The 20,838-nt window shown below is 40.8% G+C and carries 20 protein-coding genes; 11 read left to right on the top strand and 9 right to left on the bottom strand.

Annotated features, from left to right (window positions below; genetic code table 11):
- Positions 1 to 264 precede the first annotated feature (264 nt).
- Entirely contained in the window at positions 265 to 1,299 is a 1,035-nt protein-coding gene (locus DS885_RS10940) for a LacI family DNA-binding transcriptional regulator (protein WP_113819470.1), read from the top strand.
- Between the two features lie 71 nt (positions 1,300 to 1,370).
- On the opposite strand, the gene folD is transcribed toward DS885_RS10940, so the two are convergent.
- Complete coding sequence (gene folD, locus DS885_RS10935; protein ID WP_113819469.1) at positions 1,371 to 2,213, bottom strand: bifunctional methylenetetrahydrofolate dehydrogenase/methenyltetrahydrofolate cyclohydrolase FolD; 843 nt, start codon at positions 2,211 to 2,213, stop codon at positions 1,371 to 1,373.
- Between the two features lie 398 nt (positions 2,214 to 2,611).
- On the opposite strand from folD, the gene DS885_RS10930 reads away from it, so the two are divergent.
- On the top strand, positions 2,612 to 4,192 hold the full coding sequence (locus DS885_RS10930; RefSeq protein WP_113819468.1) for a BCCT family transporter: 1,581 nt from the start codon (positions 2,612 to 2,614) through the stop codon (positions 4,190 to 4,192).
- A 459-nt stretch (positions 4,193 to 4,651) separates the two neighbouring features.
- Here the strand turns inward: DS885_RS10930 and DS885_RS10925 are convergent, their stop codons facing one another.
- A complete protein-coding gene (locus DS885_RS10925; protein ID WP_113819467.1) occupies positions 4,652 to 5,344 on the bottom strand; it encodes an SDR family oxidoreductase in 693 nt (230 codons plus the stop codon).
- 120 nt (positions 5,345 to 5,464) lie between these two features.
- A complete protein-coding gene (locus DS885_RS10920) occupies positions 5,465 to 6,655 on the bottom strand; it encodes an MFS transporter (RefSeq protein ID WP_028868055.1) in 1,191 nt (396 codons plus the stop codon).
- A gap of 160 nt (positions 6,656 to 6,815) precedes the next feature.
- Here DS885_RS10920 and DS885_RS10915 point away from each other — a divergent pair, with 160 nt between their 5' ends.
- The gene (locus DS885_RS10915) at positions 6,816 to 7,697 is read left to right on the top strand and encodes a LysR family transcriptional regulator (protein WP_113819466.1); all 882 of its coding nucleotides are present in this window, start codon (positions 6,816 to 6,818) and stop codon (positions 7,695 to 7,697) included.
- A 149-nt stretch (positions 7,698 to 7,846) separates the two neighbouring features.
- Positions 7,847 to 8,794 (top strand): alcohol dehydrogenase catalytic domain-containing protein, encoded by a 948-nt coding sequence (locus DS885_RS10910; RefSeq protein WP_113819465.1) that lies wholly within the window; start codon positions 7,847 to 7,849, stop codon positions 8,792 to 8,794.
- A 71-nt stretch (positions 8,795 to 8,865) separates the two neighbouring features.
- Here the strand turns inward: DS885_RS10910 and DS885_RS10905 are convergent, their stop codons facing one another.
- Entirely contained in the window at positions 8,866 to 9,774 is a 909-nt protein-coding gene (locus DS885_RS10905; protein ID WP_113819464.1) for a TIGR03571 family LLM class oxidoreductase, read from the bottom strand.
- 124 nt (positions 9,775 to 9,898) lie between these two features.
- Positions 9,899 to 10,804, bottom strand: coding sequence for a LysR family transcriptional regulator (locus tag DS885_RS10900; protein ID WP_113819463.1), 906 nt, complete (start codon positions 10,802 to 10,804; stop codon positions 9,899 to 9,901).
- Positions 10,805 to 10,916: 112 nt separating this feature from the next.
- Here DS885_RS10900 and dkgB point away from each other — a divergent pair, with 112 nt between their 5' ends.
- The 3 genes from dkgB (at position 10,917) to DS885_RS10885 (ending at position 14,015) form a co-directional block, all read left to right on the top strand.
- Positions 10,917 to 11,717 (top strand): 2,5-didehydrogluconate reductase DkgB, encoded by an 801-nt coding sequence (gene dkgB / locus DS885_RS10895; RefSeq protein WP_113819462.1) that lies wholly within the window; start codon positions 10,917 to 10,919, stop codon positions 11,715 to 11,717.
- Between the two features lie 723 nt (positions 11,718 to 12,440).
- Positions 12,441 to 13,415 carry a tRNA dihydrouridine(20/20a) synthase DusA gene (gene dusA / locus DS885_RS10890; RefSeq protein ID WP_113819461.1) on the top strand — a complete coding sequence of 325 codons (975 nt, stop codon included), beginning with the start codon at positions 12,441 to 12,443 and terminating at the stop codon, positions 13,413 to 13,415.
- Positions 13,416 to 13,424: 9 nt separating this feature from the next.
- A complete protein-coding gene (locus DS885_RS10885) occupies positions 13,425 to 14,015 on the top strand; it encodes a DUF4136 domain-containing protein (protein WP_113819460.1) in 591 nt (196 codons plus the stop codon).
- A 79-nt stretch (positions 14,016 to 14,094) separates the two neighbouring features.
- On the opposite strand, the gene panM is transcribed toward DS885_RS10885, so the two are convergent.
- From panM to gpmM, 4 genes are all read right to left on the bottom strand, one after another.
- Positions 14,095 to 14,520, bottom strand: coding sequence for an aspartate 1-decarboxylase autocleavage activator PanM (panM, locus tag DS885_RS10880; protein WP_113819459.1), 426 nt, complete (start codon positions 14,518 to 14,520; stop codon positions 14,095 to 14,097).
- Between the two features lie 19 nt (positions 14,521 to 14,539).
- Positions 14,540 to 15,367 (bottom strand): divergent polysaccharide deacetylase family protein, encoded by an 828-nt coding sequence (locus DS885_RS10875; RefSeq protein ID WP_147232351.1) that lies wholly within the window; start codon positions 15,365 to 15,367, stop codon positions 14,540 to 14,542.
- Between the two features lie 4 nt (positions 15,368 to 15,371).
- The gene (locus DS885_RS10870; protein WP_113819457.1) at positions 15,372 to 16,625 is read right to left on the bottom strand and encodes a murein hydrolase activator EnvC family protein; all 1,254 of its coding nucleotides are present in this window, start codon (positions 16,623 to 16,625) and stop codon (positions 15,372 to 15,374) included.
- 225 nt (positions 16,626 to 16,850) lie between these two features.
- A complete protein-coding gene (gene gpmM, locus DS885_RS10865; protein ID WP_113819456.1) occupies positions 16,851 to 18,380 on the bottom strand; it encodes a 2,3-bisphosphoglycerate-independent phosphoglycerate mutase in 1,530 nt (509 codons plus the stop codon).
- Positions 18,381 to 18,607: 227 nt separating this feature from the next.
- Here gpmM and DS885_RS10860 point away from each other — a divergent pair, with 227 nt between their 5' ends.
- The 4 genes from DS885_RS10860 to gpsA are packed head-to-tail and all read left to right on the top strand — an operon-like array spanning position 18,608 to position 20,834.
- On the top strand, positions 18,608 to 19,036 hold the full coding sequence (locus DS885_RS10860) for a rhodanese-like domain-containing protein (protein WP_113819455.1): 429 nt from the start codon (positions 18,608 to 18,610) through the stop codon (positions 19,034 to 19,036).
- A gap of 8 nt (positions 19,037 to 19,044) precedes the next feature.
- The gene (grxC, locus tag DS885_RS10855; protein ID WP_113819454.1) at positions 19,045 to 19,293 is read left to right on the top strand and encodes a glutaredoxin 3; all 249 of its coding nucleotides are present in this window, start codon (positions 19,045 to 19,047) and stop codon (positions 19,291 to 19,293) included.
- Positions 19,294 to 19,333: 40 nt separating this feature from the next.
- Positions 19,334 to 19,795: a protein-export chaperone SecB gene (secB, locus tag DS885_RS10850; RefSeq protein ID WP_113819453.1), complete on the top strand. Its 462-nt coding sequence runs from the start codon at positions 19,334 to 19,336 to the stop codon at positions 19,793 to 19,795.
- A gap of 34 nt (positions 19,796 to 19,829) precedes the next feature.
- Positions 19,830 to 20,834, top strand: a complete 1,005-nt coding sequence (gene gpsA, locus DS885_RS10845; protein WP_113819452.1) for an NAD(P)H-dependent glycerol-3-phosphate dehydrogenase — start codon at positions 19,830 to 19,832, stop codon at positions 20,832 to 20,834.
- The last annotated feature ends 4 nt before the right edge of the window (positions 20,835 to 20,838 follow it).

Here is a 20,838-nt window from a genome sequence, read left to right as displayed (position 1 = left end):
TCGCGCACAATTTTGGTGATGTTTCAATCAAAAAACGCGCCATAATTGACCACGATCAATTATGGTGCTAACTCTTTTTCATCTCTATATGAACCGTTCCATAAGGGGATATGATTAAAATGGAGGTTATTATTTTTGTGTTATAATCTATTTATGCTGTTGAAGCACAACAGAGTATTAGTTCAGGAAGAGTTAAGTTGTGGCTTATGAGGGTAAACGTAATCACTCATTGTTAATAAGTCATATTAAATCATTGAGGATAGTATGAAAGCGCATAACAATTTGTCGGCTGATCCGACCATGAAAGACGTTGCCATTGCGGCGGGTGTTGCGTCAGTTACCGTCTCACGGTATTTAAATGATCCCGCTGTTGTGAGTGACAGAACAAAGCAGAAAATAGATGCGGCGATCAAACAGTTAAATTATGTTCCACATGCCGCCGCTCGCACATTAGCTTCAAAGCGTTCGAGGATGATAGGAGCTGTCATCCCCTCTTTGGATAGTAGTTTATTTGGGCGAACCATTGAAGTGTTTCAAAATCAAATTTCGACGGCAGGGTATAATATGATGCTGGCGTCCAATAACTACAACATCGAAAAAGAGTATGAACATATTACGCAAATGGTCTCACATGGGATGGATGCGTTAATATTGGTTGGTCAATCTCGCGATAAACACATTTATGAGTTACTCCAAGCTAAGTCTATTCCCTATGTATTAACATGGGCTGTGGATGATAATTTTGAACATCCGTGTATTGGTTTCGATAATCAAGCCGCCGCTGGAGACATTACACGTTATCTATTACATCTTGGGCACACTAAATTCGCGATGATCTCTGGCTTCACTGAGAATAATGATCGTGCATTAAACCGTTTGATAGGGGTGAGAGCCGCGTTAGAAAAGCAAAATTTGAGCTTATCTGACGATAACTTATTACAATCTAAATTTGGTATCGAAGAAGGGCGCGAAGCATTCCGTTTATTGATGTCGCGAGCAAATAAACCGACAGCCATTATTTGTGGCTCTGAACCATTCGCTTATGGGGTCATTTTTGAAGCTAAAAATATGGGCATTAAAATACCAGAAGAAGTCTCGATTGTTGGTTTTGATGATATGGCTTTAGCTTCTAATATTACGCCTAGATTAACCACGATCAGAACGCCACAAGAACAGATGGGGATGCTTGCTGCTAAGTATTTAGTCTCGAGGTTGAATGGAGAAGACATTCCATTACCACAACCTTTAGCCACTGAGCTGGTGGTGAGAGAATCTTGTGCTCCGCCACCCAAATCTTAATGGTATTGCTGTGATAGGCAGTAAAACCATCGAGTAGAATCGTGAGCTCGATGGTGTGAAGAGCAAAGGTGCTATTGGCAAGCTAGTAGTGTGTTCTCAATTAAGGTGGCTACTGTCATTGGGCCAACTCCGCCGGGTACTGGCGTGATAAAACTTGCTTTCTGTGCTGCAATATCAAATTCCACATCGCCGACGAGTTTACCAGTCGGTAGGCGGTTAATACCTACATCGATCACGACTGCACCCGGTTTTATCCAATCTCCTGGAATAAAGCCCGGTTTGCCAACGGCCACCACTAAAATATCAGCTTGTTCTACAAAACCTTGTAAGTTTTGTGTGAAACGATGGCAAACTGTGGTGGTACAACCCGCAAGTAATAGCTCCATGTTCATTGGGCGGCCTACGATATTAGAAGCACCTACAATCACTGCGTGCTTACCTTTGAGTGGAATATTATAACGTTCAAATAAGGTCATGATTCCTTTAGGTGTGCAAGACCGTAGTGTTGGAATACGCTGACAAAGGCGACCTACATTGTAAGGGTGAAAACCATCAACATCTTTTTCCGGTTTAATGCGTTCAATTATTTTAGTGGTGTCGATGCCTTCTGGTAAAGGCAGTTGTACTAAAATACCATTGATCTGTGGATCGTCATTGAGCGTATCAACTAGCGATAACAGATCTGCTTCATTGGTGGTTTCTGGTAGATCAAATGATTTAGAGGTAAAGCCAACTTCCTCACAAGCTTTACGTTTACTGTTCACATAAACTTGAGAGGCTGGGTCTTGTCCAACTAACACAACAGCTAAGCCAGGAATCGATAAACCATTTTCAGCACGTGTTTTGACCAGTGCTGCGACTTCGGAACGAACGGTTTTGGAAATAAGTTTTCCATCAATATACTTTGCTGTCATATTTATCCCTTATTGTTGGTTTTATAATCAATTGAAATCAGTATATGTTTTTTTAAAAAAAAGATAATGCTATACATTTGCAATTCATTTTTACCTATATGTAACAATCAAGGGAGTTTTAGCGGTGGTATTTAGTCAGGGTAAAACCGAGAATGGCGGGGTTTGCACTAGTGTCAATAGCTTATTTTCTATTAAATCAGTAGGTTGTGATAATAGGGGGGTAAAAGTGTTTTTATGCTAGAATGTCGCGCTTATTATTAAGCATAAAAGTCTAAAAATAAAAAAACGAGAGTCATTTGTTACCATGTATTTATGGTACGGAATAACTAATTAAATATTAATTTAATACGGAGCTGGTGTTTCTATTCACTAATATGAGTAGTTAAATATCAGAAGTTATGAAATTTAAATCTAAAAAATACAGTATCGATTCTACTGATTACCAAGTAGGCCAAGATAATATCAATAAGTGGGGCTTTGATGTCCACAACACCGTTTTCACCGCTTCAGTCGCGTTATCAATTCTTTTTATCGTCACGTTATTAATGCTTGAGCCAGCAGATGCAAAGGCAGCCATTGATTCAATTAAAGGCGCTGTTTTATCTAATTTCGACTACCTATTTATGTGGGGCGCGAATATTTTACTGTTGCTAGCTATCGGGATTGCATTTTCTCCCTTAGGTAAAATTCGCTTAGGTGGTGATAAAGCAACAACCGACTATTCAACCACTTCTTGGATTGCCATGTTATTTGCTGCTGGTATGGGCATTGGCTTAATCTTTTGGGGGGTAGCAGAACCAACAGCGTTCTACACGGATTGGTACGGCACACCGTTAAATGCAGCACCTTTTACACCTGAAGGGCGTGAGTTAGCATTAGGCGCAACGGCGTTTCACTGGGGATTACATGCCTGGGCAATCTACGGTATGACAGCGTTATGCCTTGCTTACTTTGTGTATAACAAAGGCTTACCGTTATCGATGCGTTCTGTGTTTTACCCGATCTTAGGCGATAGAGTATGGGGGAAAATGGGGGATGTGATTGATGTATTGACCGTACTTGTGACTTTGTTTGGTCTAGCAACATCATTAGGCCTAGGTGGTTCACAAGCAGCAAGTGGTATCAGTCATGTATTTGGTTTTGAAAATAGCTTATATCTACAACAGTTTATTATTGTATTGATCATGGGCTTAGCGATTTTATCGGTAACGCGTGGGATGGATGGTGGTGTTAAGCTGTTAAGTAACATCAATATGATAATCGCATTTGTCTTCTTAGGGTTAATTGCGGTATTAAACTTCACTACGGTACTTGATTCAATAGCAACCGCCGTGGTGGGGTATGTGAAAAACATCGTGCCATTAAGCCAAGCGTCAGGTCGTGATGATACTTCATGGTTGCATGGTTGGACTGTGTTCTACTGGGCCTGGTGGGTAGCTTATGCTCCTTTCTTTGGTATGTTCGTAGCGCGCATCTCTAAAGGTCGTACAATCCGTGAATTCCTTGTTTGTGTCCTTGTGATCCCTACGTTAGTGACCACTTTATGGATGTCAGTATTTGGTGGTGTTGCCATTGATCAAATCATCGATAAAGTGGGTTTACTAGGCGCAGAGCAAGGTATTACTGACGTATCATTAAGCCTATTCTACATGTTAGATGCTTACCCGATTGGTGACATCCTATCTGTTATCGCAGTCGTGCTGATTGTTGTGTTTTTTGTGACAACCCTCGACTCTGGTTCTATCGTTATCGATAGCATGACAGCGGGTGGTAAGTTAGAAGTACCGATGAAACAAAAAATCGTTTGGGCCATTATTTCAGGTTTGATCGCAATGGTGATGTTATGGATTGGCGGTACGCAATCTATCCAAGCATTGCAATCGATTACTATCATTGCAGCACTTCCATTTACAGTGATTCTGCTGATTGGGTGTGTGAGCTTAATGAAAGGCATGTTAACTGAAGTTGAAAAAAAGTAATTAAATAACAAGTGTCGCTACTCATTTAAAGAGTAGCAAATACACTTTTTATTGAAACGCCCTTATAACGATTACAAGGGCGTTTTTTTATGGGAATTGCTGAGTGAGTGCAACCTGATTTTTGCTCATAATGAATAGCTTTTACTGCTGATTTGATAATACCTGTCGACACTTTGAGTCGTTTTACCCCAGTCTGATGATTGAACCTGTTGTTGGTGGTATTCAAAAGCCATCTGGTCGATGGACTCTTTATAAATATTAAACCGATTAACATTACCCTTATCTGAGTCACAATAAAAACTAAACAACCTGCCTTAGAGCGTTGCTCTATTTTTTTGTCTAGACAATTTAATTTACACTCTATTTATCCCATAACCAGCGTAAATATTTCTTTGCCTTTAGCGTCGGTATGCCCTATGAACCTAAATACTTCAAGCCTGTATCATTTAGCAATTGCACTTACCATGGCAACTGTGTCCCATCGTAGACAAAGAAAGATCCAGAATGTTTGCTTTGCAGGTTTTCAATCACATTCATCATACCTGTTATACTTTGCGCTGGCGTTATTTTACCATCGGCTCCGCCCATTGCTGTCTTTACCCAACCAGGGTGGATAACTGCCGCTTTTACGCCATCATCTGAGAGTTCGCAAGCAAGCGATTTGATGATTTGATTAAGCGCCGCTTTGGATGCGCGGTAACTATAGCGGCCACCAGAATTATTATCATCAATACTAGCGAGAATAGACGTAAGGCCAATAATAGTTTTCGCTTTACTCGCTAGAATGTTTGCTAATAGCGCTTGAGTGATTAGCATCGGGGAAACGGTATTGACGGTTAATACTTCTAGCCAGCCTTTTTGGTCCATACCTCCTAAGGCCTCACACTGAAATCCACCCACGCCAGCGTTATGAATAAGTACATCTATGGGTTGGTTTTTAAATACTGTTGTTAACTCAGAGATCTGCTCCTCATCCATCACATTCAGTTCATGGAGTTGAATATTGGAATGAAGTGTCGCTAACTGAGATAGCTCTGTTGCCTGCGTAAAATGACGAGTACAGGCAATGACATGGTGACCTTGTTGCGCATATTGCTTTACGAATTCAAGACCTAATCCACGATTTGCACCGGTAATAAAAATAGTTGCCATTATTATCTCTCTATTGAAGCATGAAAAAAACGCGAAAAAAGAAGCGATATTTTTATAAATATCGCTTCTAATGATAATGCGGTTAGACTCTATTAAGCATTAAGCATTAAGCATTAAGCATTAAGCAGTTCGTGTCACTGATGCCTTGTGTTGTGCTTTCTTGTCTAATGAACCACTAAAGCGTGTTAATACCAGAGCGAATAACACCACAATCGCACCAATCCAAGGAGTATTCATCAGTCCCGCTTCTTCGACGATTAAACCGCCTCCCCAAGCACCTAGCGCAATACCCACGTTAAATGCGGCAATGTTAAGGCCAGATGCAACATCAACAGCGTTAGGTGTATGTTTTTCCGCCAGTTTTACAACGTAAACTTGCAGGCCAGGGACATTACCGAAGGCAAATGCGCCCCAAACTAAAATAGTGGCTACCGCTGCAATAGGGTTAACCGCAGTGAAGTTAAACACCAGTAGCACCGCAGCGAGACCTGTAAAAATAACGCTTAGCGCTTTAATTGGACCCAATTTATCCGCCATTTTACCGCCCCAGATATTACCAATAGCAACCGACACACCATAAACCAACATGATCAGACCGATAGCGCTGGAATCAAAACCAGAAACCTGTTCCAGAATAGGTGCTAAGTAAGTAAATGCTATGAAGGAGCCACCGTAACCAATAGCTGTAATCGCGTATACCAATAATAAACGAGGTTCCGAGAGTACTTTCAATTGCGCTGAAATCTTAGTTGCTGCTGCCTGCTTTAAGTTATTTGGTACTAATAGCGCGCTGCCAATAAGTGCAATTAACCCGAGTAGTGCTACGACTAAAAAGGTTGACTGCCAGCCGAATGTTTGGCCAATATAGGTTCCCAGCGGAACGCCCGTCACCAATGCGACTGTTAAACCCGTAAACATGATCGCAATCGCACTCGCGGCTTTTTCTTTTGAAACTAAACCTGTCGCAATAGTCGTGCCTATTGAAAAGAACACACCATGCGCCAACCCTGTTAGGATACGAGCAGTAATCAAGGTTTCATATCCAGGAGCTTGCCATGCCAATAAGTTGCCTGCGACAAACAGTGCCATCACTGAAAGCAATACATGCTTACGGTTCCAGCTGCCAGTCAGCGCAGTTAAAACAGGTGCACCGATAGCAACACCCATTGCATAAAGGCTGACCAGCAGTCCAGCTGAAGGTAATGAAACATTTAAATCTTGTGCCATGGTAGGGATTAACCCCACAATGACAAATTCGGTTGTACCGATCGCAAAGGCGCTGAGCGTCAATGCAAATAATGCTAAAGGCATATTTTTTCCCTCTTTTTGTATTTTGATATTGGAACACAATTTGTGTTTTCGTTTGATGGGCGCATTATTATTGATTTTTAAGTAGTTAAAAATCGTGTTATTAACAAATTACTTTTGTTAATATTGCAAATATAGTTATTGATAATGAAAGGTGAATGGCATGCTGACACGTTCTGATGATTTAGCAATCTTACTCACAGTGATCGACAGTGGTGGTTTTTCTGCTGCTGCTGACAGCTTAGATATTCAGGTCGCTAGAGTGTCTCGCGCGGTGAGCAAAGTCGAAAAACAATTGGGTGTCACTATTTTAAACCGCACCACAAGGCGGATAGAACTGACCGATGAAGGACGGCAATTTGTTGACTCAGTACGTGTCGGGTTGTTACAGATTCAGCAGGCAGAAGAAGAACTTGTCTCTCGCGGAGAGCTGCCCGCGGGCAGGTTACGGATCGACGCGGCAAGTCCTTTTGTATTCCATCAGCTGGTGCCACTGATTCACTCTTTTAAACAAGCCTTTCCAGATATTGAATTAGAGATCACTTCCAATGAAGGTTTTGTAGATCTATTGGAAAAAAGAACCGATTTGGCGATCCGTATCGGTAAATTAAACGACTCTACGTTACATGCGCGGCCGTTAGGGAAAAGTTTATTATATATAGTGGCATCACCAGAGTATCTGGCTAAAAGAGGCGTGCCTAAACAAGTCAGTGATTTATCGAGTCATGAACTGCTTGGTTTTGCCGGCGCAAAAGTATTAAACCGCTGGCCATTACCCGGAAGTGATTATATTGAGCCAACATTGACCGCTAGTAATGGTGAAACTGTGCGGCAACTGGCCCTTGCAGGCAATGGCATTGCCTGCTTATCGGGTTTTATGGTCAATAAAGATATCGCGGCTGGCAGGTTGGTGCCGTTATTAGAGCAAGGAAAACTGCTTAATACCGATCGCGAACAGATTAATGCGGTCTTTTATAAGTCTTCTTCCGTTGCTAAACGGATATCCGCATTTATTGATTTTATTCAGCCAAGGCTGTCTTTGTAATCTGCCATATAAAAGTATTTGATTTTTGCAGATATTACAAAATTTATTTGTCATTGATGCACTGTTATTTACTCAGAGCGCACCTACAATTGGGCTTTTAAGGTCATCTAATATGACCGTCAATTCACCTATGGTAGGCATATATCACTATGAAAAACAAACATATATCGGCTTGGTCCTATAACACTTCTCTCCATTCAGTTGAGCAATCAAGTGTCAGTCACTGTGAGATTAATGCAAACGAGATTTTGCTGGAAAATGAAATCGCAGGCATCAATCCAGTTGATTGGAAATTCATTCATTCAAATCCGCTTAACTGGGAAGACGGGCACACGCCGGGAGTCGATGGGGTTGGTAGAGTTGTAAAAGTCGGCAAAGACGTGAGTGATACTTTACTTGGCCAGAGAGTCGCCTTTCATCAATCATTAAAAAAGCAGGGCAGTTTTGCTCGTTTTAGCGTTTTAAATGCTGGGCGAGTGATGAAGGTACCGGAAAGCATGTCTTCTGCTTTGGCGGGGGCATTACCTTGTCCTATGCTGACAGCCTGGCAAGCTTTTAGTAAAATACCGGTTAAGGCAGGGCGCAGTGTCCTGATCGTTGGGGTTGGTGCAGTCAGCAAAATTATCATTCAGTTATTATCGAAAGCCGGTTTTAATGTTGATGTTCTTTCCAAAAGCCTCTCAGTTGAGATGTCGAAAGCGCTGGGAGTTATCAATCTATTGAGAGCACCTGAAGAAATAACCCTTAACTATCATGCCATATTTGATGCTGTCGGTCAGGATAGTGCGAGTCGCTTCGTTAAGCATTTAAAAGCAAATGGTCATATCGTTGCTATTCAAGATCGTATCGATAAGCCGCTTGATCCTCCTTTTACACGAAGCATCTCTTATCATGAGATTGCATTGGGGGCATTACATGATTACGGAGACAGTGAAGACTGGACTGAACTGATGAAAGCTGGTGAACAGCTGATGGAACTCATTAGCTCAAATCAACTGATAATCGATGAACCTGTGGTTTTCTCCTTTGATCAACTACCACAAGCACTGGAGCACAGTGAAAAAACAAAACGCAAGACAGTGGTCAAAATTGATTAAGAACCGCTGCCTTTTTTATCATGGCGATGACTGACAATGCCACCTCTTGTTAATGGCGGCATTGTCAATTGCTATTGCTGGAAATGAGGCAGTACATCACGGGCAATTTGTTTTAGTGAGTCTTCAATAGGTTGTGTATTTCTTCGAAAGTGCAAGCCGATATGATTAACGCCTGCTTGTTTCATCCGTTGTAATTCAGCTACCAATCCCTTTACTCCGGTCTGTACGCCGAAATGATGGCGAACGATTGGCGCATCTGGATCATCGACTAAATCAAGATGAATAAAGCTTACGTAAGGTTTGCTGCCTGCGACAGAGCGCCAAAGATTAACGCGATGTTGGTGATCTTCAGCGGTGCCTGGATAAGCCAGCCATCCATCCATATGTTCGCCAACCCAGTCAGGAGTCTGCTGCGCCAAACCTGCCACATATATTGGAATATTCTTGAATTCAGGGAGAAGATGTTGTCCTTCATTCAGTTTGCTATCTTCTTTATCTTTTAGGATATCTAGGCTGTCTCGAAATAATTTTGAACGGCTATCGAAATCAACATTAAACAGCGGATACTCAATCGGTCTGTCGCCACTGGCAACGCCTAAAATCAATCGGTTATTACTCAGCTCGTTAATAGTGGCGGCCGCCTTTTTGACAATCCAGGGCTGCCTCAAGGGAAGAACGATTGCCGCCGTGCCCAGCAAAATATTGTTTGTACAAGCTGACAAATACCCCAAATAAGAGAATGATTCATAAATTTGAGCGGCATCTCCAAAGTCAGGATCATAGAGCGGCACGTCTCGCACCCATGCGACTTTGAAGCCTAACTGATCAGCAAGCATGATTCGTTCTTTATGTTTGCTCATATCCGGTACGCCAAAGGGTTTGTGTTGGCGTAAACGTTTTGCTTGGCCTTCTCGTGTCCAATCGTTGTCTAGAGGAAGTTCAACTCCAATGGTAAAGGTCTTGCTTAAATCTTTGTGCATAGTGAATCCTAATGTTTCAGCAGTGGCTGTATTGTTAATACTGTGCTGCGGATGCTATGAGATTTAAAAAGCAGGAAAAAGCGTCAAAACGACAAAACTGTTTTGTACAAAATAGCTGAAGCAGTTAGAGAAAGTCTAAATTTTTGGTTCGCACCTCTTTTTTTATAAAATCAAGAAATGAACTGATTCTTCTTGAGGTGCTAGCGTTTTTGTAATAAACCGCATGAATCGGTTGTGTAATAGCGTGCACATGATCGCTCATCACCTCAATAAGACGACCTTGTTTTCTGTCGGAGTAAGTCATGAAATCAGATAAACAAGCGATTCCTGCTCCATGAAGCGCTAGAGAACGGATGGTTTCTCCATTGTCTGACCTGATACTGCCCATTATTCGAAGTAGCTTATTTTTTGCATCCATAATAGGCCACTCCTTAAGGGAGTTGTGATTATTAAAACCCAGCAATTTGTGGGTAAGTAATTGTTCAATTGAAGTAGGAGTGCCATTCTCAGCAAGGTACATCGGACTAGCTATAATTCTTAACCTACTGCGACCGATAAAAGTAGCACGTAATGTCGAACTTTGCAGTTCGCCAATGCGAAATGCGATGTCAGTTTTTGTTTCCAAAAGATCAATATTGTCTTCACTTGAATTGAGAATAATTTCAACATCGGGATACTGTTTTTGATATTTAGCAATATGTGGAGTAAGCACGTGCAGTAAGAATGGTGTCGCAGCGTTAATTCTCAGTAAACCAGAGGGTTTGTACTTTTGACATTGCAATTGCTCTTCAGCGTTTTCTACTGCTTCGAGTATGTGCCTAACTTTGGCGAGGTAAATCACCCCCTCATTGGTCACATCAAGTTTTCGAGTGGTACGGTTAATAAGGGTGGTTTCCAGTTTTGATTCCAGCCTTGAAATAGAGCGGCTCACTGCGGAGACTGTGAGCGATAACAATTTTGCTGCCGCACTTATTGAGCCGCTATCGATCACAGACATGAAGGTTTTCATCTCATCAAGTGTTGCTTTCATTGTTGATTATTACTCAAAATATAATTGATTTTTGTTAACTTTACGGAAAAAAGAACGGAGCGTAAAGTTGTCTCATCGTTTATATGATAAATAAAAACAGCTAGGAGATAATATGAAAGTACCCTCATTTGGTGTCGGCACATTCCGTTTAGAAGGTGAAGTGGTAAAAGACTCGGTCAGAAATGCATTAGAAGTCGGCTACCGAGTTATTGATACTGCACAAATATATGCTAACGAGGCTGAGATTGGAGAAGTGATCAGTCAAGCTGAGGTATCTCGAGATGAATTATTCATTACCACCAAGGTCTGGGTTGAGAATATAAACGCGGAGCGGCTCATTCCAAGCTTAAAAGAGAGCTTGAAAAAGCTGAATACTGATTATGTTGATTTGGCCCTGATCCATTGGCCCGGTAGCGACACTAACCTCAAAGAATACATGTCCGCACTGCTGGAAGCCAAAACATTAGGGCTAGCCAAAGCGATAGGTGTGTCTAACTTTAATATCGATTTGCTACAACAAGCTATGGACGTTGTCGGTAAAGAAAAGATTGCGACTAATCAAATCGAATTAAGCCCATATCTTCAGAACCGTAAACTTGTTGCATTTATGCAGGCTAACGACATTCAGGTGACCTCGTATATGACTCTAGCTTACGGTAAGGTGCTCAAAGATCCAGTCATTTCAGAAATTGCGAATGACTATAATGCCACGCCCGCACAAGTTACCCTAGCATGGGCGTTATCTAAAGGTTATGCAGTGATCCCTTCTTCGACCAAGCGAGATAATCTGGCGAGTAACCTAAAAGCATTGCAATTAGTGCTAAGCGATGCAGATATCGCTAAAATTGATCAGATGGAAAGAAACGGCAGAGAAGTGGATCCTGATGGGCTTGCACCTAAGTGGGATGATTAATACCAAATGTATCAAATAAGTGATCAGCTTTGCTGGTTAAAATCAACTTTATCTGCGTGATGATTTTTGAAAGTAGAACAATTACTTACTGCAACTCATACCTTGCTAGTGTTAATTTTTCCTATGCAATGCAAGAGCGCATCACTAATGCAATTGGTGTAACTGTACTGAGTATATAAAAACTACTTTTAGGTCATATCTATTGAGTTGAATACTAAAAATATCGGCTTTAAACGAGCATAGTACTGCTCGTTTTTCCGTTGTAGATCTCGGTTATTTCTTTGACGGGCAAGTAAGCAGCTAAACTACTTCTGGCATGAAGGTTATACTATTTCAAGTAAAGGGAAGATTATCAGATTTTACCTTTACACCTCACTCCAAGTGATTTGTGTAATTACATTTTTATGCGCATTAAAGTGTTTTTATGTCTTTGAAGGCTGTCTATTTAACTGTGTTTTTAATCCTTTAGTTTATTAATTATGTGTCTAGCTATTATTGCAAGATGGGCTTTTGCTCATTGCTCCTCCCTTATTAATGATTGTGTTGGTCATCTTTTGATAGCTTTAAACAGTTGTTAAATGGCATTTTTAAGTAATGATTTTCTGTTATAATTCTTCTTTTGAAATGCCAGTTGAAGGTTAGTCGCAATCACATTTTTAATGTGGACGGGTTAGTACTCTGATTTGGCTTATTGATCGTCTTTCATTTTAATCTTGGTGTTTTATGCAAAATTTCCCTTCAAACCGTTTCTCTATTGCTCCGATGCTTGATTGGACTGATCAATACTGCCGTTACTTCCATCGTTTAATGAGTAAAAATACACTGCTTTACACTGAAATGGTGACCACCGGTGCGATCCTTTACGGTAAGGGCGATTACTTACAAAGAGATGCGGCGGAGCATCCAGTGGCATTACAATTAGGTGGATCTGCACCTTTAGATTTAGCGCAAGCTGCTAAAGCAGGGGCTGAGCGCGGGTTTGATGAAATTAATTTAAACGTGGGTTGCCCTTCTGATCGTGTGCAAAACGGTCGTTTTGGTGCTTGTTTAATGGCCGAAGGCGCATTGGTTGGTGATGCGGTTAAAGCGATGCGTGATGCTTGTGATTTACCGGTGACAGTGAAAACTCGTATTGGTATTGATGATTTAGATTCTTACGAATTTTTATGTGATTTTGTAGAAAATGTCAAAGCGCAAGGGTGTGATACGTTTATTGTGCATGCGCGTAAAGCGTGGTTAAGCGGTTTAAGTCCAAAACAAAATCGAGACATTCCACCGTTAGATTATGAACGAGTTTATCAGTTAAAGCGTGATTTTCCTGAGCTAACTATTGCAATCAATGGTGGAATTAAAACCTTAGAAGACTGTCAAACTCACCTGCAACACCTTGATGGTGTGATGTTAGGGCGTGAGGTTTATGCTAACCCTTATATTTTAAGTACGGTTGATCAGCAACTATTTGGTTGTGATAAAGTACCGTTAACTCGTTTTGAGGTATTAGAAAAAATGTATCCCTACATTGAAGGGCAGTTAGCACAAGGTGTACATTTGAATCGTATTGCTCGTCATATGTTGGGGTTATTTCAAGGCTTACCGGGTGCACGCGCATGGCGACGTCATTTAAGTGAAAATGGGCATATCCCTGGTTCTGGTATTGAAGTGATGCAAAAAGCAGCATCATTTGTTCACGAAGAGTAAGGAAGTGAGATGAAGAAGCATTTATTATTTCTGCTAGTAGCGGTGCAATTAGTTTTAGCGGGGTGTACTAGTACACCTGTCGTTAAAGAGGAGCCGATTATCGAACCTGAGCCGCTAACCTTAGTAAGTAGTGGCAAACCGAGCAAAGTGCTTCCCTCTTTTACAACCTACAGTTGGAATGATGATTACAACTTTGTCTTAGCCAAAGAAGAAGCTACTATGTTGGTGTTAACACCTTATATACGTCAGCAAGTTGCTAAGTATATGAGTAGCAAAGGTTACAAGTTGGTTAGCAATCCTGATCAAGCTGAAATGGTGATTGGTTTTTTATTTGCGGCCGATGATGTGATTGCTAATAACCAAGTAGAGCAACGTTTTGGTTTAATTCCTGGAACCGTTCGTGAGAAAGGCGCTGACCCGCGTTATAAAAAAGGCTCATTAATATTAAGTGCTATGGATAATAGAACGACAAAAATCTATTGGCGTTCTGCTGTGAGGGGTTTTTCTGATTTAGAGAGAGATAAAGTCACTACAAACGGCAGTAAAATGCAGTATATTTTAAGTATGTTATTAGGTGATTTCCCTGAAGCAGGGCGTTAATTAACACTACTTAATTTTGCTATAAAAAACACACCTAGGTGTGTTTTTTTGTTTTTGATATGAAATTATACCAATTATATTAAATAGCTTTAACTGCTATCTCATCATTTACTTGGTAATCACTGTTCACTAAAAAGGCTTGAGTTGCTAGTTGTGCTGATTCGGCAACTTCTGTTAACGCGTATTCAACCTGTGTTACGCCTTCTGTTTTTAGTTGTTTTTCAACTTGTCTTAATAGGTTTTTACCTACACCGCGACGGCGTGTTAAGTCTCTGATTTGTAATTGGGATAGAGTGGCCGTTGTGTCTGATATTTGTACTTTAACTGCACCAATATGACGCTCATTAAACATAGTCATAAATAAGCGAGATCCTGAGTCATTTAATTGCTCAGTGATTGCTTCTGTGGTTAATGAGGTGGCAGGCAGATAGTCGCCGTAAATTTTTTGTAAATCGATGACAAGTTGTGTTGATAAGGTATCAGCAATAAAAACGGATAATCGCATACAGTGCTCGCTATTATATTTATTGTATTTTGAGAGGGCTTACTTCGGAGTAAAGCAAGTGTTGATGATCATATTGTACTTTTTTCTGGTCTAACATCATACGCTGTTTTTCAGGTATCAGTTGGCTGAGTTTAACCAGTTGAAAGTCTCTATTCGGTGCACCTAAACGTTGTGATAAGTAGCTTAGAGTTTCTGGATAAGGGTGACCAATTAAGATGGTATAAGGTGTTGTTAAGCTATGTTTAACGGCTTGATCAAACTGTTTATCCATGGCTTCTGCGGTGCGCACGTTATCTAAAAAGATGTGTCTTCTTAATGCAGGTAAACCCGCAGCAATAGCTGTTTTAGCAGCAACACTTTTAGCACTAGTTAAGCTATCAACAAAGAATAATCCCTGTTGTGATAATAATTCCATGGTCCACTGCATCGGCGTTGCTTCTTCTGTTAGCTTGCTGCCCATGTGATTATTCACCCCAATCGCATAGGGAATATCATTTAATGCATCAATTAAGGTGTGTTGAAAGCCATGTTTAGTCATCTGCTCCATCAATGCACCTTTGCCTAACAGGTGGTTGTGGCTATGCGCTTGCATTGGAATATGTAGCAGTACTTCTCGATTTTGTTGATGTGCTAACTTAGCAATCTTAGTGGAATAAGGGGTAAAAGGGAGAATCGCAAAGGTGATTGCACTCGGTAGTTTCAAGAAGGCTTGATTATGACGATTATAACCAATGTCATCGATGATGATCGCAATTTTACCAATGTTATTAGCGAAAGAGTTTGTTGAGCAGGTCATTAATCCGATACACAACAATAACTTACTCAGTTTTTTTAGTTGGATTAGCACGTGATCATCTTCTCGATAACCAACGTAACGGGTCTTCCGCGGTGCCTTTATGGCTTAATTCAAAGTACAAAGTATTTCTCTCTTGGCCACCACTGTGGCCTGCTAATGCAATGGCATCACCCTCTAAGACGACGTCACCTGCTTTATATAAAAGCGTTTGGTTGTAGCCGTATAAAGTAATGTAATTATCACTATGGTCAAGTGCGATCACCATGCCGTAACCTTTAAAGTAACCGGCGAATAATACACGACCTGTTGCCACCGCGCGTACTTTTTCACCCTCATTGGTAGCGATTGCAATGCCTTTCCATTTTACTTGGCTGCTGCGTGCGCTACCAAAGCGATGCAGTACTTTACCTTCAATTGGCCATTTTAATTTGCCTTTTAAGTTGGCTAATTTTGAGTTGGTTTTTTGTTGTTTGTTTGCCGCGGCCTTGGCTTTTGCGTTGGCTGCTGCTTGTGCCTTGGCTTTTGCTATATTCTTATTTTTAAGGGCTTGTGCAGCGGCTAATTTAGCTGCCGCTTCTTGTTGTCTTTTACGTTCTTCAGCGGCTTTTTTAATACGCGCACGGAGTGCTTTTTCTGAATTATTGAGCTTTGCTATTTTGTTAGCTTGATAATTAATGTCTTTTCTTAATGCTTGTAAGGCTTTGTCTCGCTTACTTTTTTCTGCCGTTAAGTTCGCTTGTCTTTGTTTTTGTTGCTCGTAAAGCGTTTCTAATGAGGCTAATGTCTTGGTTTGAGACTCTTGGTTTTTAAGGAGTTTTTGCTCTGTTTCATGCAGTGATTCAATACTTTCCAAGCGAGCGTCATTTAAGTACTTGTAGTAGCTTCTAGCACGGACGACTTTACTTAAATCTTCTTGATTCAAAATCAATTTTACCAAGTCATTTTCACCTGTCATATAAGCACTGACTAGTTGCTGTTGTAATAATGACTGTTGAATGGATTTTTCTTCGTTGAGCTGTTTGGTTTCTTTTTGTAAGTTCACCAATACAGTGCGTTGTTGCTCGATGTCTGTTTTAGTTTGGTTTGCGGTTAAGGCGATGCTAGCAACGGCTTTTTCACTTTTTTCTAGTTCATTTTCTAACTGCTTTTGTTGCTTTTCTTGCTGCGCTTTAGTTTGTTTATTTTCTTTAATTTGGCGTTGAATGGTATTTAAGTTAGCGGCGGTAACCGTCTGGCTAAATAGGACAGTGATAAAAAGAGCGATGAAAGTTAGGTAACTTAGTTTTCTGCCGTTAGATAAGTTAAACATCACTGTAATTTATGGCCTTATAGGGTGAATAGGGAGTTTCTTAAAAATATCAATTATGAATACGACTTACAAATGTTAATAAAGTTAGATAAAAATATTTAAGATGGCCGCTTATTGTATGCGAATCTAAATCAATGTGTAGGGGGTAGATGAAATTAAATGTCGTTATGCTGAGAAAGGTAAACTAGATACCCTGCCCCAAGGCAGAGTATCCAATAACCAAGGTTACTTAACAGTAATGATTGGTTGACCTGTCATCTCTGCAGGAATTTCCATTCCCATTAGCGATAACATAGTTGGTGCGATATCACATAGACGTCCGCCTTCAGCGATAGTCGCTTCACGGCCCATGTAGATAAATGGCACTGGTAAGTTAGTATGAGCAGTGTGGATGCCGCCTGTATCAGGGTCAACCATTTGCTCTGCATTACCGTGGTCAGCTGTGATTAGACATTCACCGCCTACTTCTTGTAGTGCGCTTACTACTTCACCAATACAGCTATCAACTGCTTCACATGCTTTAACTGCTGCTTCAAATACACCAGTGTGACCTACCATGTCGCCATTCGGGTAGTTACAAATGATGACATCGTATTCATTACTCTTAATTGCACCAACTAGTTTTTCAGTTAGTTCAGCTGAGCTCATTTCTGGTTGTAGATCATAAGTTGCTACAGCAGGAGAGCTGATTAGTGAACGTTTTTCACCTTCAAACTCATCTTCAACACCGCCGTTAAAGAAGAAAGTCACGTGTGCGTATTTTTCTGTTTCAGAGATACGCAGTTGTGTTTTATCTTTCTTCGCTAACCATTCACCAAGTGTATTTGTTAGTGATTCACTTGGGTAAGCGGCTGGCGCTTTGATATCTGCAGCGTATTCAGTCAATGTTGCAAAGTGGATGTTTGGCACAACTGCGCGCTCAAAACCACTGAAGTTTTCATCTGTGAATGTGTAAGTTAGCTCACGTGCACGGTCAGCACGGAAGTTTAAGAATAATACTGCATCACCTTCGTTCATTGGTGCTGCTTCACCGATCACAGTCGCTTTTACGAACTCATCGTTTTCATCACGTGCGTAAGCTGCTTCAAGACCAGCTAGTGCGCTATCTGCTGTGTATGCACCTTTTGCTGCTGTTAATACGTTGTAGGCTTCTTCTACACGATCCCAACGATTGTCACGGTCCATTGCAAAGTAACGACCTACTAAAGAAACCGTACGGCCTACACCTAGCTCTTTGTATTTTTCTTCGTATTTAGTCAGTGTATCTTCTGCACTGCGTGGTGGCGTATCACGTCCATCTAAAAATGCGTGTACATAAATTTTAGTTGCACCACGTTTAGCGGCTAGTTCGATTGCTGCTAGGATATGCGCATCGTGTGAGTGAACACCACCTGCAGAAGCTAGGCCCATGATGTGTACTGCTTTGTCAGCTGCTACTGCTTTATCAACTGCTGCTGCAAATACTGGATTTTCGAAGAAATCACCATCTTGGATTGCTTTGGTTACTTTAGTTAAGTTTTGGTAAACAGTACGACCTGCACCGATGTTAGTATGGCCAACTTCAGAGTTACCCATTTGACCTTCTGGTAAACCTACATCCATACCTGAAGCAGAAATCAGACCATTTGCGTAGTCTTTACATAGTTGGTCTAGTACAGGTGTTTTAGCATTAGATACTGCGTTATCAGGTGTGTCTGGGCGATTTCCCCAGCCATCTAGAATTAATAAAACTAGTGGTTTTTTAGTCATTGTCATTTTAAACCTCTTTTAATGTCCTGGCATAATGTCCAAATTATCTCCACTTTGATTTTACAACATTTGTGCGTCTTGTCACTGAAAAAGCCCGACGTGAGATCAAAGCAAGTCAAAATAACCGTAAAAAAGTCGTTTTCATTTATTATTCTAAATCTCAAGGCTGATATTCTGTTTTTCACAGGGTATACTCAGATGCGAATTTATCCACAGAGAAGAAGAAACAACTTATGCAAGAGTATATTGATTTTATTAGTAATAACCCTATGTTATCTGCAGCATGGGTAGTTATTGCCGTTATGTTAATTCATAGCGTAGTCAAAAATAAATTAAGTAAAATTAACAATGTTAATCCACAACAAGCTACTTTATTAATTAATAAGCAAGACGCAATCGTTGTAGATGTGCGTAATGCAGACGAGTTTAAGAAAGGGCATATTGTGAATGCTAAAAACATTACCGTGTCACAAATTAATGAAGGAAAGTTTGCTGCTATTGAAAATCACAAACAGAGCCCCATTATAGTGGTATGTGCAACGGGAACACGTTCTTCTGGTGCCGGTGACAAACTAGCTAAAGCTGGTTTTGAGCAAGTAAATAACCTATTTTCAGGAATGAGTGGCTGGACAGCTGCAAATTTACCAACAACTAAAAGGTAACAGAAATTATGGCTACTATTACAATGTACACAACGCCTTATTGCCCATACTGCCAACGTGCAAAGCAATTATTGGATAGTAAACAGGCTGAATATCAAGAGATTGATGTGTCGGATCGTTCACTACGTCCGGAAATGACGAAAATCACTGGTGGGACGACTGTGCCACAAATCATTATTGATGGTGATCCTATCGGTGGTTGTGATGAATTATACGCATTAGAACGTGCTGAAAAGTTAGATGCACTATTAGCTTAAACAATAACAACATAATTTAATTAAAGATTAAGGGAAGATCATGCCAGAACAAGAAGACAAGCAAGTAGAATTCAATATCCAACGTGTTTACGTAAAAGACATCTCATTCGAATGCCCAAATTCACCAGAAATTTTCAAAAAAGAGTGGGCTCCAGAAGTTAAAATGGATATCGATACACAAGCTCAGAAATTAGAAGAGGGTGTATACGAAGTAACGTTATCATTAACTGCAACTGCAAAAGTTGAAGAAGATGTAGCGTTCTTATGTGAAGTACAACAAGCAGGTATCTTCTCTGTATCTGACCTTGAAGGTGCTCAATTAGCACATTGTCTAAATGCATTTTGCCCAAATATCTTATTCCCATATGCGCGTGAAGCGGTATCAAGTATGGTAACGCGTGGTACTTTCCCACAGTTAAACTTAGCGCCGGTTAACTTTGATGCTTTGTTTCAACAAGCAATGGCAAGTAAGCAAGCAGAAGCTGAAAAACTAAACTCTTAATATACACTGCTGACATATTCTAGGTAGGTAATGAATGGCTGAGAAAGCGACTATTTCGGTATTAGGTGCAGGATCTTACGGTACTGCACTGGCGTTATCACTGGCTCGTAATGGGCATGACACTTTAATTTGGGGTCACAACAGTGAACATATTGAACGTTTACAGTCAGATCGTGAAAACAAGGTGTTTTTGCCTAAGGTTACCTTCCCTAGTAAGCTTCACCCTGAAGGTGATTTAGCCAAATGTATTGCTGCGACAGATACTATTTTATTAGTGGTGCCTAGCCATGTATTTGGCTCGGTATTGTCACAGGTTAAACCTTTTCTTCGACCTGAACATCGTATCGCTTGGGCCACCAAGGGATTAGAAGCGGAAACAGGGCGTTTATTACAAGAAGTTGCTCGTGATATTGTCGGTGATGATTATCCACTGGCTGTTATTTCAGGGCCTACTTTTGCGATGGAAGTAGCGAAAGGCTTACCTACCGCTATTGCTGTTGCTGGATCTGACCGTGACTTTACACAAGATATTGCTGATCTATTTCATAATAACAAAAACTTTAGAACTTATGTTTCTGCAGATTTTGTTGCTGTGCAACTGGGTGGCGCAGTTAAGAATGTGATTGCGATTGGTGCCGGCTTAGCTGATGGTTTAGGGTTTGGTGCTAATGCACGTACAGCCTTAATTACTCGTGGTTTAGCCGAGTTAACTCGCTTAGGTGTGGCGTTAGGTGCTTCTGAGTCTTCTTTTATGGGAATGGCCGGATTAGGTGATCTCGTCCTTACTTGTACCGATAATCAATCACGTAATCGTCGTTTTGGTTTAGCCTTAGGCAAAGGCAAAGGGATCGATCAAGCGCAGGTTGAGATCGGTCAGGTTGTTGAAGGTTATCGTAATACCGAAGAAGTGTATAACTTGGCAAAACGTGTTGGTATAGAGATGCCAATTTGTGAGCAAATCTATTACGTTTTATATCAAGGTAAAGCGGTGAATGTGGCTGCGATGGACTTATTATCTCGTACTAAACGAGGTGAGTAGTTTT

Source organism: Psychromonas sp. B3M02, assembly GCF_003318165.1.
Lineage (GTDB): Bacteria > Pseudomonadota > Gammaproteobacteria > Enterobacterales > Psychromonadaceae > Psychromonas.
Note: the sequence above shows the minus strand (reverse complement) of the source record. Positions and strands in the feature narration are given on the sequence as shown.